This window comes from Moraxella caviae (assembly GCF_002014985.1).
In the GTDB taxonomy this organism is placed as follows: Bacteria; Pseudomonadota; Gammaproteobacteria; order Pseudomonadales; family Moraxellaceae; genus Moraxella; species Moraxella caviae.
Window position 1 is genome coordinate 59,302 of sequence record NZ_MUXU01000010.1, and the last position, 13,638, is coordinate 72,939.

General features: G+C 46.3%; 12 protein-coding genes. 7 read left to right on the forward strand and 5 right to left on the reverse strand.

The window, feature by feature from the left end; genetic code table 11:
• The first annotated feature begins 104 nt into the window (after positions 1-104).
• The 5 genes from B0181_RS01450 (at position 105) to B0181_RS01470 (ending at position 5,139) form a co-directional block, all read left to right on the forward strand.
• Entirely contained in the window at positions 105-464 is a 360-nt protein-coding gene (locus B0181_RS01450; RefSeq protein WP_078275720.1) for a hypothetical protein, read from the forward strand.
• Positions 465-524: 60 nt separating this feature from the next.
• Positions 525-1,100: a cell division protein ZapA gene (gene zapA, locus B0181_RS12330; RefSeq protein WP_245953297.1), complete on the forward strand. Its 576-nt coding sequence runs from the start codon at positions 525-527 to the stop codon at positions 1,098-1,100.
• Positions 1,101-1,341: 241 nt separating this feature from the next.
• The gene (locus B0181_RS01460) at positions 1,342-2,397 is read left to right on the forward strand and encodes a TAXI family TRAP transporter solute-binding subunit (protein WP_078275721.1); all 1,056 of its coding nucleotides are present in this window, start codon (positions 1,342-1,344) and stop codon (positions 2,395-2,397) included.
• A gap of 9 nt (positions 2,398-2,406) precedes the next feature.
• Positions 2,407-2,904, forward strand: coding sequence for a DUF1850 domain-containing protein (locus B0181_RS01465; protein ID WP_078275722.1), 498 nt, complete (start codon positions 2,407-2,409; stop codon positions 2,902-2,904).
• 222 nt (positions 2,905-3,126) lie between these two features.
• Positions 3,127-5,139 carry a TRAP transporter permease gene (locus B0181_RS01470; RefSeq protein WP_078275723.1) on the forward strand — a complete coding sequence of 671 codons (2,013 nt, stop codon included), beginning with the start codon at positions 3,127-3,129 and terminating at the stop codon, positions 5,137-5,139.
• Positions 5,140-5,711: 572 nt separating this feature from the next.
• On the opposite strand, the gene B0181_RS01475 is transcribed toward B0181_RS01470, so the two are convergent.
• A complete protein-coding gene (locus tag B0181_RS01475) occupies positions 5,712-8,858 on the reverse strand; it encodes a type I restriction endonuclease subunit R (RefSeq protein ID WP_078275724.1) in 3,147 nt (1,048 codons plus the stop codon).
• A 126-nt stretch (positions 8,859-8,984) separates the two neighbouring features.
• On the opposite strand from B0181_RS01475, the gene B0181_RS01480 reads away from it, so the two are divergent.
• Positions 8,985-9,242, forward strand: a complete 258-nt coding sequence (locus tag B0181_RS01480; protein ID WP_078275725.1) for a hypothetical protein — start codon at positions 8,985-8,987, stop codon at positions 9,240-9,242.
• The gene (locus tag B0181_RS01485; protein WP_158078917.1) at positions 9,239-9,667 is read left to right on the forward strand and encodes a type II toxin-antitoxin system VapC family toxin; all 429 of its coding nucleotides are present in this window, start codon (positions 9,239-9,241) and stop codon (positions 9,665-9,667) included. Before B0181_RS01480 ends, B0181_RS01485 begins: the two co-directional genes overlap by 4 nt.
• Here the strand turns inward: B0181_RS01485 and B0181_RS01490 are convergent.
• The 4 genes from B0181_RS01490 to B0181_RS01505 are packed head-to-tail and all read right to left on the reverse strand — an operon-like array spanning position 9,645 to position 13,420.
• Positions 9,645-9,932, reverse strand: coding sequence for a hypothetical protein (locus B0181_RS01490; RefSeq protein WP_143821561.1), 288 nt, complete (start codon positions 9,930-9,932; stop codon positions 9,645-9,647). The genes B0181_RS01485 and B0181_RS01490 overlap by 23 nt on opposite strands.
• 29 nt (positions 9,933-9,961) lie before the next feature.
• On the reverse strand, positions 9,962-10,438 hold the full coding sequence (locus tag B0181_RS01495) for an AbiU2 domain-containing protein (RefSeq protein ID WP_078275728.1): 477 nt from the start codon (positions 10,436-10,438) through the stop codon (positions 9,962-9,964).
• Positions 10,435-11,748, reverse strand: a complete 1,314-nt coding sequence (locus B0181_RS01500; protein WP_078275729.1) for a restriction endonuclease subunit S — start codon at positions 11,746-11,748, stop codon at positions 10,435-10,437. Before B0181_RS01500 ends, B0181_RS01495 begins: the two co-directional genes overlap by 4 nt.
• Positions 11,738-13,420 (reverse strand): class I SAM-dependent DNA methyltransferase, encoded by a 1,683-nt coding sequence (locus tag B0181_RS01505; RefSeq protein WP_078275730.1) that lies wholly within the window; start codon positions 13,418-13,420, stop codon positions 11,738-11,740. Before B0181_RS01505 ends, B0181_RS01500 begins: the two co-directional genes overlap by 11 nt.
• Between the last annotated feature and the right edge of the window lie 218 nt (positions 13,421-13,638).

The window sequence follows — 13,638 nt, forward strand, 5'->3', positions numbered from 1 at the left end:
AAACGGGAATTTTGCGGCAAATTTACACCAACACTCTATGAATTTTAACAAAAAATTGATAATATGGTATCATAACACCATCGTCTTATTTGCAAGGATTTTTTATGTTAAACCAACTACAAACGCTTGAGCAAACCGTCTTAGAGCTCAAAAAACAGCACAATTACACCGCCACCGAGCTTGCCAATCTCAAACACAAAATGGCAAATGACGACAGTCCGCACATCATCACCGATTTGCAAAATCGCCTTGCTCAAGCCACGCAAGATTTAAATGCACAAGCCAAACAAAGCGAACAGCTGGAGCAATCTCGCAACGCTCTGCAAGCACAAATTGAAACTTTGATTGAAGAAAATCAATCACTTATCAAGCAAAATCAAGAACTTAAAGACAAAAACGCCTTGGCAATTTCACGCGCTGAAATCATTCAAGAATGGCTTAGCAAAATTGACAAACAAGCCTAATTGCGCACATCGCCACAGCCATCAAGGTAATTTTACGCAAGACAATTTCAAGGAAATACCATGAATCACGTTCAAGCCGCAGCCGCACAAGCCGCCAATCTGACCAGACCTGCTGCACCAAATGCCGCACCAAATGCACTGTCAGAAGCGGTGTCATCAGCCGCACAGCAGCCAAGTGCCGCCGTTTATGTGCAAAATCAAGCTCAAAATCAAGCAACGCAAACTGCGCACAATCCAGCTGCGCAAACTCAGCAAATCGCCAAACCAGCCGCCGCACCACAAACGCAAGCCGCTCCAAGCCAAGCTGGTGCAGATTTGCTGGTGAAAGACAAACCTGTGATGAAGCCTGTGGACATCAGCATTTCAGGCACGCCGCACCGCATCATTTGCCCAAGCGATGAAGTGAAAAACCTAGAAGCCACCGCTGACCACATCAACCAAAAATTGCGCGACATTCGCAAAAACATTCGTGGCAAAACCCCAACCAACGAAGAACTTTTGGTGTTGCTGTGCCTTGATTTGCACGACCAAGTGCAGCAGCTAAAACACGAAGTGAAATCGCACGAAGACAGCTCAAGCCAAGCGCTTGCTTTGATTGATAAAATCACCAAAGACGCGCGTTCTGTGCTTAAATAAGCGGATTTACTTACAAAACCTGCCGATGAGTTGGCAGGTTTTTTATTGTCCATTCAATCACAAATAAACCGCAAACGACAAGCCCAAAATCCCGCCAAACGCTTGACTACAAATTCTTTGCCCATGATTGACAAGATATTACGTTTTGTTATAATTTGTATCTAACAATTTTAAGCAATTTTACGCTGTCGTTTGGCGCAGCCATCTTTTAGCCGCCAAACCCAACCATAAGGAAATCATCATGCGTTTTTCACTAAAAACTCTAGCCTTTGCCACCGCCTTAACCCTATCTGGCGCAGCACTGACCGCTTGTGGCGAAGATAATAAAACCGAAGCCGCCGCCGTCAGCGATGACGCACTACAAACCAAATTTGTTACCGTAGGCACAGGCGGTGCGTCTGGCCCCTATAACATCATTGGCACGTCTTTGACCGAAACTTATGCCAAATTATTTGGTGTAAACGCCAAAACCCAAACCACTGGTGCATCTGTAGAAAACCTAAATCTTTTGGCGCAAAAGAAACTGGAAATGGCATTTGTGATGAGCGATGCGCTGAGCGAAGCGGTGGCCGGCACTGGCAATTTCACCGCCAAAATTGACAACGTATCGCAAGTGGCAAGCCTATATCCAAACTATGTGCAAATCGTTGCGTCTGGCAAATCAGGCATCAAAAGCATTGAAGATCTAAAAGGCAAGCGTGTGGCAGTAGGCGCACAAGGCTCTGGCGTAGAAGTGGCAACGCGCGCTTTGCTTGAAGGCTTCGGCATCACTTATGCCGACATCAAAGTGGATTATTTGGGCTATGCTGAAGCGGCAGACGGTCTAAAATCAGGCAAGCTGGACGCGGCGTTTTTGACGAGCGGCATTCCAAACTCATCATTGATGGAGCTTGAGCAAGGCTTTGATTTACAACTGGTTTCTGTGCCGACCGAGCAGCTAAAAGAAGTTGCCAAAACCAAATCTTTCTTTATTCCGATGGATATTCCAGCGAACACTTATGGCAATGCCCAAGCCGTACCGACCGCTGCCATCTTAAATGCACTGGTGGTGCGCAGCGACATCAGCGATGATGATGTGTACAAGCTGACCAAAGCCTTCTTTGAAAATCTTGACACGCTAAAAAATGCTCACCAAGCAGCAAATGACATCAGCGTTGCCAATGCGCAAAACGGCTTGGTTGCACCGCTGCACGCAGGCGCAAAACGCTACTATGACGAAGTGGCTGCCGCACAAACTTCCGCACCAGCCGAAGCTGAAGCTGCCGCCAATGCTGACGCTGAAAGCAGCGACAAATAATTCACGCGCGTGAAACGTCATTTTACCGCCACAATCGCACGTTGTGTTGTGATTGTGGCGTGTTTTTTCGTTGTGGCTGTGGGCGTATTTTGGCGCACGCCTGCCGTGGTTTTGCGCACGCCAAACGATGAATTTCACTGCCGCTTGGCGCACGATTTTTCGCTCAAATGGCGACATTCGGTAGAAAAGCAGCTGTGGCAAGAAAATTACACCCAACAAGGCGATAAACTGCTACTGACCAGCACTTATATCCAAAGTTTTGGCGCAGGCACGCCAAGCACAGGCACGCCGATATCCGCCCCACAAGGCTACACAGGTCAGCGTGTGGATTTGGCGCTTGATGTGCTAAATTGGGTAGTGTCTGACAACATGGCGGGCGAAATCATCAGCGCAGACGGACGCTTTGCCATCGCCAAAAAATTGCCTGATTATACCGAAGTGCAAATCAAGCCAGCCACTTTAAACGCATGGCAACGCCTTTGGATTGCGCCTTGCCCTGCCGAATAAAGCCGCTGGTAAATCGGCTTGATAAACCAACTGGGCAAATTGGCTGGGCAAATTGACTAGATAAATCAACTTGGCAAATTGGTTTAATAAAAACTGACAAAATCACGCCAATTTCAACCCACGCTCAACTGACAATCAATCAAGCAACCAACCAACCAACCAACAACCCATAATTAAAAAATCTCATCAATCCCGCCTGAACACTTTTGTGCAAGGATTTTTATGACTCAATCTAGCCCAAATCTTGACACCGCCAAGACGACTTTGGACGCCGAAGTTTCTGAAGCCAAAGCCCAAGAAATCTTGGAAAAATTTGACCGTGAGTCGGTAACACGCCGTCCCACTTCACAGGCAACGCGCTACATCATCGCAGCGATTGCCGTGCTGTATTCGCTGTTTCATTTGTACATCACGTTTAATCCCATGCCAGAGATTGTGCAGCGCTCAATCCATGTGGCGGTGGGTGCCGCGCTGATTTTCTTGATTTATCCGCCTGCCAAAAAATCCAGCCGCGCCAAAGTGGTATGGTATGATTGGATTTGGTCGGCACTGGCATTGTCTGGCGCTGGCTATCTATTGTGGCAATACCAAGACATCGTAACCGTGCGTGGTGGCATTCCCAATCAGCTTGATGTTATCTTTGCCATCATCACGACCGTGGTCGTACTTGAGATGGCAAGGCGCATCACAGGTTGGATTTTGCCGATTTTTGCGCTGATTTTCCTAGCTTATCCGTTTATCAGCCATTTTGATTTCATGCCTGACCGTCTTTTGACACGCCCTTATGATTTTGGTGATATTTTTGGGCAATTATACCTAAAAACTGAAGGTCTGTACTCTACCGCCATCGGTGCGTCAGTAACGTTTATTTTCCTGTTCATCTTATTTGGTGCGTTCTTATCACGCTCTGGCATGGGGCAGCTGTTCAACGATTTGGCGTTGGCATTGGCAGGTGATAAGCAAGGCGGCCCTGCCAAGGTCTCGGTCATCTCAAGCGGCTTTATGGGCTCAATCAATGGCGCAGCGGTGGCAAACGTCGTGGGTACAGGCGCGTTCACCATTCCTTTGATGAAAAAAGTCGGCTATGATAAAAACTTCGCTGGCGCAGTGGAAGCCAGTGCGTCTGTCGGTGGGCAAATCCTACCGCCAATCATGGGTGCAGCCGCCTTCATCATGGCAGAAACCACAGGCGTGGCGTACAGCACCATCGCTTTATCGGCAGTGCTGCCTGCCTTATTGTATTATCTTGGCGTGATTGCGCAGGTGCATTTTCGTGCTGGCAAATTAAACCTAACAGGCATTGCTAAGGCTGACTTACCAAAAGTCAAAGAAGTGCTTAAAGCGCGCGGACATATGCTATTGCCCATCGTGTTTTTGGTGGTATTGCTCGCCAAAAATGTGCCGATTGGCTATGCAGCCGCCTACACCATTGGCGCAACCATCGTCATCAGCTGGCTGCGCCCAGAAACTCGCATGGGCTTTAAAGACATCATCGCCGCACTAGAAGATGGCGCAAAGCAGTCTTTGTCCGTGATGGCAGCGTGTGCGGTGGTAGGCATCGTGATTGGCGTGGTGAACTTGACAAGTTTTGGCACGGTAATGACTTCGTCCATCGTAACTTTGGGCGCAGGTTCGCTGTTTTTGACCTTGCTGCTCACCATGCTGGCTTCTATGGTGCTGGGCATGGGCTTGCCGTCCATTCCTGCTTACATCATCACTGCTACGATGGCAGCGCCTGCACTGGCGACTTTTGATGTGCCGATTTTGGTGGCGCATATGTTTGTATTTTATTTTGGGATTTTTGCCAACATTACGCCGCCTGTGGCTCTGGCAGCCTTCGCAGGCGCAGGCATTTCTGGCGGCGATCCGATGAAAACTGGCTGGCAATCGCTCAAACTTGCGCTGGCAGGCTTTATCGTGCCGTTCATGTTTGTGTACAATCCAAATATGATGCTGATTGACGTAACCGACATCGCCGTTACCGCCAAAGAATTTGCCATGCCGTCTTGGGGCGTGATTGCCAGCGTGGCGACAACGTCCATCATTGGCGTGCTTGCGCTGTCGGCAGCGGTGGAAGGCTATTTTAAAGCCGTCATGCCGCTGTGGCAACGTGTGATTTTGGCAGCTGGGGCGTTTTGCCTAATCGTGCCAGAAACCCTGACCGACATCATCGGTATCGGCATTGTGGTGGCGATGGTTGCGCTGAACATCACCGCCGCCAAACGTACGGTTTGATGCATTGATTTGTAAGCTAATGAAAAAACCTGTCAATGAGTTGGCGGGTTTTTTAATGGGTTTATGGGTTGAATTTGGGGTGATTGTAAGTTGGGTTGAGCTTGCGAAAACCCAACGTTTTTGGGTTTAGTTTGTCTTATAAATGTTGGGTTATGCTTCGCTAACCCAACTTACGGCTCACCAAAACTCAACATGATTTTAAAATCCGATTTAAACCGCTGGATTTAGTGCGATTTCCCCGTTCGCCCTGAGCTTGTCGAAGGGTCGAACTGGTGGAGATTTTGACCTATTGAAAGATTAAAAAACCGCCCATGGTTCGACAAGCTCACCACGAACGGTTTTTTTGCATTAACCACGAACGGATTTTTTGAACGATTTGGGTTTGTGGGCGATTTGGGTTTGTGGGCGATTGTAGTTTGGGTTGTGAGACAATAGGCAAGTTGGGTTAAGCTTGTGAAAACCCAACGTTTTGGATTTGGTTTATCGCTTAAAATGTTGGGTTACGCTTCGCTAACCCAACTTACGGACGCTACAAAACCGAACTTACGGCGCAACGCCAACCCAACAAACCCCTACTCACCTGCCACGTCATTTGCCAGCCCTTGCGCCTGCTCAATCACACGCTCCACAGCCGATTCTTGATAATCTGGCGGATATTTAAAACGGCGCAAAATCCGCTTAATCTCCACACGCAGCCGCGCCTGCACATTTTGCTTTTGTCGCCAATCCACTGTGGCTGAGCTTTTCACCTTTTGGCAAATGATGGTGGCAATTTGCTTGAGCAGCTCATCGCCCATCAGCTCTTTGGCGCTGTCATTTTGCGCCAGCGCATCATAAAACGCAAGCTCATCAAAATTAAGCCCCAAATGCTCGCCACGCGCCAGCTGCTCCTGCATGGTTTTTGACAGCTCAATCATCGCCTCAATCACCTCAAGCACGGTGATTTGGTTGTTATGATATTTGGTCATCGCCTCTTTGAGTTTTTGGGCAAATTGCGTTTTTAGCGTCAGGTTGCCTGCCGATTTCTCCGCAATTTCTTGGGATAAATACTTTTGCATTGCCAACGCCCACAAATCAGGCGTATCGCTTGATTTTACCAATGCCAAAAACTCAGGCGATAAAAGCGCAATATTTGGGTGCGACTTTTGCATTTGCTCAAACAAATCCACCACACCATCGCTGTCCACCGCCTGATGAGCCAGCAGCTTGACACGCAACAAAACCTCATCAATGCTCACACCGCCTGCGCCTGTTTGGTTTTTGACGATGATTGCACGCACACGGTCAAAAAACGCAAGCTCACGCGCAAATACCGCCACTTCGTCCACCATGCCGCACAGCGCATAACCCTTTTTGGCAAGGCGCACCGCTTGTAAAAATCTGTCTTTTCTGGGCGTTTTACTCTTTGGGGCTTTACCGTTGATGGATTGGGCGGTGTTAGGCTTTTGTCTGTCTAGGGCGACAATGTGGTTTGCCGCTTGGCGAAGTGCAGCAAACAGCGCTTGCGGCTCGTCAATTTGCAGCGCTAAATTCACATCAAACGCCTTGCCGTCCACCTGCTCGGCAAATTGTCCACGTATCACCGACAGCTCATCTTTTAGCTTTGCGATGACGTCGCTGGTGTCTTTGGGTTTTAGCTCTTGCTTGCCTGATTTGGTGTACTGGGCGTAGGCTTTTTTAAGCTCATCAAAAAGCCCTGTATAATCCACAATCAAGCCGCCATTATCCTTGTCTTTATTTTTAAACACACGATTGACACGCGCAATCGCCTGCATCAGATTATGCCCTGCCATCGGCTTGTCAATATACATGGTGTTACAGCACGGCACATCAAAGCCAGTCAGCCACATATCGCACACAATCACCATTACAAGCTCATCGCTCGGGTCTTTAAAGCGTTTTTCAATGGTCTCTTTTTGGATTTTGTTATAACTGTGCTTGGCGAAATTTTCAGGGTCGGTGCTGCTTGCCGTCATCATGATTTTCACACGTCCTCTACCCACGTCATCGCTGAGCCACTCTGGGCGAATTTTCCCGATACAGTCATACAAATCCACGCACATTTTACGGCTTGCCATCACCACCATCGCCTTGCCGTCCATTTGCTCGGTGCGTTTGTCATAGTGGGCTAAAATGTCGTGCGCTAAAGCATTTAGGCGTTTTGGGTTGCCTTTGAGCAAATTCATCACGCCCAATTTCTTGGTATGTTCTGGGTGCGTCTCATCAGCCAAAATCGCTTCAATCTGCGCCACATCGTCATCAAAACTGCCGCTTTCGCCCAATTTCGCCTGCCGCGCTTCATAAATAATCGGCACAGTTGCGCCATCTTTTACCGCATCTTCTAAATCATAAATGGAAATGTACTCGCCAAACACTTCTTTGGTGTCTCTATCATCTTCGCTGATGGGCGTGCCTGTAAAGCCGATAAAAGACGCATTGGGCAAAGCATCTCGCAAATGCTTGGCAAAGCCGAATTTGTACTTGCCATCATCGCCCAAAGTCTGCATAAAGCCGTACTGCGTGCGATGGGCTTCGTCCGTGATAACCACGATGTTTTTACGCTCATTTAGCACAGGGTGGCGAAGCTCACCTTCACCGATGGCAAACTTTTGAATGGTGCTAAAAATCACCCCGCCTGCACCACGCTTGCCCAGCTCATCTCGCAGGCTGTCAATGCTCTCTGCCTGAATGGGCGTTTGCCCAAGCAGCTGCTTGCCACGGCTGAATGTGGCGAATAGCTGTCCGTCCAAATCGGTACGGTCGGTAATCACCACAATCGTTGGGTTGTTAAGCTGCGCACAAGACGTCAGCATGGCGGTATAAAACAGCATAGAGATGGACTTGCCGCTGCCTTGGGTGTGCCACATCACGCCAATTTTACCGCTGTCTGTCATAAAGGCGTGTTCGGTGTTTTCAATGGCTGCCTTGACCCCATAATACTGATGATAATTGGCAATCTTTTTGACACCATCTTCAAACAGCACAAAATTGGCGATATAGCTCAGCAGACTGCTTGGCGTGAATAACCCATGCAGCAGCGCGTCCAGCTCATCAATAAACGCCACGCGCGAATGTGTGCTTTCGTCCACCACAAACCACGGCGCAAAACGCGACAAATCCGCCGTCAAAGAACCAATCCGCGCCTGTATGCCATCGCTAATCACCGACAGCTGATGATACACAAACAGCTGCGACACATCACGCTTAGCGCTGTCAATCTGACGATACGCATGAGTGAGCGTGGCGTTTTCGTCCGCTGGGTTTTTTAGCTCAAACACCGCCACAGGCAAGCCATTGATATAAGCAATCAAATCAGGGCGGCGCTGCCTTTGTCCTTGAATGCTAAGCTGACTTACGATGATAAAGTCATTATTCGCCACATCATAAAAATCCACCACCGACACCATCGCTTGCTTGGCATTGCCATCAGCATCACGATAGCTGACACTCACGCCTGATTTTAGGTGCGTGTAGGCGGTTTGGTTGCGCTCGTACAGATTGGTGCTGTCTCGCTTTAAAACCGTCATCGCATCTGTGATGGCGGACGTGGGCAAATCAGGATTGAGCTGTGATAATGCCGAAAACAGCGACTCATCAAAAATCACCTGCCTGTCATTTTCACGAAACCCATCTGGCAATGCACCGCCATCAACGTGCCGCCAGCCCAGCTCCACAAGCGTGGCAATGGCAGTATTTTCTAAATCGGCTTCGTGGTACATGGTGGATTTCCTTTTGGTTGGGTTGGGTTTAAATTATAAGCAACTACTGGGTTTGGGTTGGTGAAATTTGTCATCTGTGTATTTGCCAAAGCCGTCTGATATTGTGTAAAATACTCAAAAAGCCACATGGGAGATAAGCCAATGATTATTGATATGCCGCCACAGCTTGAGCAACAAATCATCAAAAACGCCGAACAGGCAGGACAAAGCCAAAATGAGTATTTGGTCGCACTTTTAAGCAAAACACTAAAAACCGATGAGCCGTACTACGGTACAGGGCAAAAAATCATGTCATACTTTAAAGACGTGCCGCCACCGCAAAATGATGATGAAGTTTTTAGACTGCCTGAATGGGAGCCGCCAAAACCTGCGGAGTTTTCATGATGATTATTTTAGATACTAACGTCATCTCAGAACTATCAAAACCTATCGCCCACCCTAATGTTGTGCAATGGTTTGACCATCAAGATGAAAACAATCTATACATCACCAGTATTAGCATTACCGAAATCTATGTCGGTCTTTACCGCCTACCTGACGGCAAGCGTAAACAAACCTTGCTGTCAGACTGGGATAGAATGCTGAACGACTTATTCAAAGACAAAATCCTAGAATTTCATTCATCATATGCGCCATTTTGCGCTAAGTTTTTAAGCGAACGTGAGAAAATGGGCTTACCACTCAAAGACATTGCAGACGCTCAAATTCTCGGTATCGCTCACGCTCACCAAGCCACCATCGCCACACGCAACACTAAAGATTTTGCGCATGGCGGTGTGGTGCTGGTTAATCCATTTGGGGTGGATTAGTATCTTTATCATCTTGCGGCTGCTCGTCTGGAGCTGGCATGCACTCTAATGGCACAACATTTTTTGCATTTACATGCGCTCTTGACAAAAGATTTGGATTGGGCAAACTATCCAACACCAAAGCTATACCATTATTGGCAACGTAATCCGATTTATTGTGCAGCAATTGAAATAACGGTTGGTAAAATTCACCATACTCTTTTCGGTACTTTTTATCTTTATCCTGCCCAAACTTATCCATAAGAAATTTAATAACATCTCTCAAAAACGTATCTATTTTAAATATCAAATTATTTATATCTCGCCTAGATGTTGGGTTTTCCTCATAAAAAAATTTCTCTCATGATTATCAATATGAGCAATTGTCTTATTTCTAATTTTTTTCAAATTTTCAACTTCTGAAAAATTGGTCACTTTCCCATTAAATTTAACATTATATTCCTGCTCTGCAGCATCCTCTGGGTACTCAGCCTCGCATAAGCCCTGCTTTGTCAGAAAATTACATATAGCCTGTATGCTTGTCTGACTGGTGATATCAAACAAAATACTTAATCTGACAAAACAAGCATCTAAATACGCCCTGCTGATATAAGGCAATAAATATTGATAATAACGAAACTTTCCACCTTGGTCGTAATTTGAATAGAGATGAATAGTCTCCCACTCATAAATAAAGTGATTACTTTCTCTTACCAGCCTTAACATTTCTGTTAAGCAGCCAACCAACTCTTGCCAATCTTCAATGTTTTTAGGCTTTCTCTGTTTACTCATACCCCAACCTCCCCGCTCAATAATTTAGGTAATAAAAAGTCCCTAGTTTGCTTAAGCTGAGTATTTTCCAGCTTAACTTGCAATATCTTACCAATAATAACAGAAGCAAAATTTTCAAACAACAAAAGAAAATGATCATCTGGGATAGTGATTTTCATTCCTTTAAAAGACGATGAATTTAAAGAATTTCTCGTTGAAGCCATGGACGATGCTTGCAAATAATCTTTGATTTCCGCTCGGTTGAAATACCAGCGCAAAAACTCTCTTTTGTTTTGACCGATTGGCTCAAGTTTTGCCAAGGCAACATTATAAGCACCTGCAATACCAAATCGCACCTTTCCTGCCTCTCCATATTTATCAATCAAAATGTCTTTTTTATTACAACATTTGTTGCGCTGAGAAACAGGAATAAAAGTTTGGTGAGTTTCTTTAGCATAATCACGATTTTGAATAAATCGAACATAGCCTTCTCGATACTCATAAATATGCTCAGATTTTGGTGGTTGCGAACCACCAATAAATTTAAACTGCGTATCTAGTTCTACATTCTCCCACCCCACAGGCACGCCATCATCGCCCATCTCACAAGGCATGGCGTGGGCGATTTGGGTGAGTGTGTCTTTTGAAAGCATGGATAGACCGTCCATACCTTGACCGCTGATGACTGCCACAGCGGCGGCATTGGCTTCGTCCAGCGTGCCGCCATTTGCCAGCACTTCGGCTTTGGCTTTGACAGGATCAAAATCCACAAACCAGCTTTTAAACACCGCTTGAGCGATTTGTTCTAGGGTTTGGTTGATTTGGGTGTTGAGTTGGATTTTGTCGTCTAACTTTGACAGAATATAAACTATTTTTTCTCTTTCTATCTCTGATTTCCAATCAATAGTTATATTTTCAATACCATATAGAGGTAATTTTGGCTGAACAGCGCCAACCGTAGCTTTTCTAATTTCTGATTGCCCGGCATCTGATTTTAAGAAATAATAAAGATATTGAGCGTCAGTTTTATTCAATCCAGATAATTTAGCACAATTTTCTGTTTGAGAAGCATTATTTAATGCTTTATCAATAATGCAAACCAACCCTATTGTTCCAACAATAGAAATAATCACATCATTTTCATTTACAATATAATTTTTAATCTGAGGAAACGCATTTTCAGGAACATACTCCAGTTCATCTAAAGAGACATACTTATCCTTCATATCTCTTACACGAATATACGGATGTTTATTTTTTTCTATTTGCAATGTAGCACCTTTGGGCAATCTCTTCCCTCCTCTTATATTAACTATATCTTTAAGCTTCATACCCCAACCCTCCCAAATTTTCTTTAATTTTTTCTTCCAGCTCTGCGCTTTGTGCAAATTGCTCGTACAAAAGTGCGGTAAGCTGCTGCATTTTTTCGGCAAATGGCGTGTCATCGCCCACCACATCTTCTGCGCCCACATAGCGTCCTGCGGTCAGTACATAGTCATTGGCGGCGATTTCGTCCAGCGTTGCTGAGTAACAAAAGCCTTTGGTGTCGGTGTAGTTTTCGCCTTTTTGCCAGTTGTGGTAGGTTTGGCTGATGGTGTCTTTGTCGTCTTGGGTGAAATCACGCAGCACGCGGTCTTTCATATAGCCCAGATTACGCGCGTCTATGAACAGCACCTTGCCACGTGTGGCGGCGGTTTTGTTTTTATTTAAAAACCACACGCACGCAGGAATGGTAACGTTGGTAAATAGATTGCTTGGCAGTGCCAACATACATTCCACCAAATCAGCATCAACGATTTTGGCGCGGATATTGCCCTCGCCTTTGGTTTGGGTGCTCATGGAGCCATTGGCAAGCACCATCGCAATGCGCCCTTTGTCAGACAGCTGGGCAATCATGTGCGACAGCCACGCAAAGTTGGCATTGCCCGCAGATGGCAAGCCGTACGCCCAGCGTTTGTCAAACTGTAGGCTCTCGTCATACCACTGCTTGACGTTAAAAGGCGGATTTGCCATGATGTAATCCATTTTAATATCACGGTGGGCTGGCGATTTTAGAGTATCGCCTTGGGCGAAATTAAAAGGAATGCCACGCAGCGCCATATTCATCACCGCAAGATTATAAGTGGTGTGGCTTTGCTCTTGACCGTAAATGGAGATGTGGTCTAGGTTGCCTTGGTGGGCTTTGATGAATTTTTCAGATTGTACAAAAAATCCGCCTGCGCCCATCGCAGGGTCATACACACGCCCTGCCAAAGGCTCAAGCATTTCTACAATCAAGCTGACGATGGATTTTGGCGTGAAAAATTGCCCTGCTTTTTTACCTTCGGCGGCGGCAAATTGCCCCAAAAAGTATTCGTACACATGACCCAAGATGTCTTTGGACGATAAATCCAGCGTCATGCCGTTGTGGATAGGTTTGTTAAAATTGGTGTCGGCAAATAGGTCAATCAAGCCTGTCAAAATATCCGGCTCAATATTTAGCGCAGAGATGTTTGGCAGCACGCCTTTTAGGGCTGGGTTGTCGGTGATGATGGCTTCAAAGGCATCGTCAATGAGTTTGGCAACGCCGCCAAATTTGGCTTCTTTGCCATCAACGGTGTAAGGCTGCCCAAGCTGATAGCGGGCGATTTTTTGGATTGTGTCGTAGCGAGCGATGTCTTTTACCCAAAAGACGTTTCGTGCGGTGTAGTTGTCTTGGTCGGCAAGCTCTGCGTCTATCTCGTCTTGGTAGCTTTGCTCGTCAAAGTCGGCAGGGTCTAGGTAGTAGTCGCTGTTTGGGTCGGTGAGCTCAGCCTTGATGGCTTCTTGGCAGGCGGTAAAGCTGTCGGAGACGTATTTTAAAAAGACCAAGCCCAATACAGGGTATTTATAAACGGCAGCATCAACGCTGGTGCGTAGGCGATCGGCGGCGTCCCAGAGTTTTTTGTCAAGCTCGGCTAAAAAGGCTTGTTCGTAGCGCGCGTGTAAATCGGCAGAACTTTGGCGGCTGTTGGCTGTTGGCATTATAGCACACTCCCTATTATTTTGTGAAGTAAATATATGATTTTTAATGATTTTTTAAAATTTTATCGCCAGAATTTTGGCGAAAATTTTTCCCATATTTTTGGCGGCAAATCATCACGCAGACTAAACTTTATTTTCGCATATTTTGACGGAAAATGGTAGGGAGTGGGTGGGGTTTGATGGATTGGGTTATGAGACGGTTGTAGATACCATCCCCA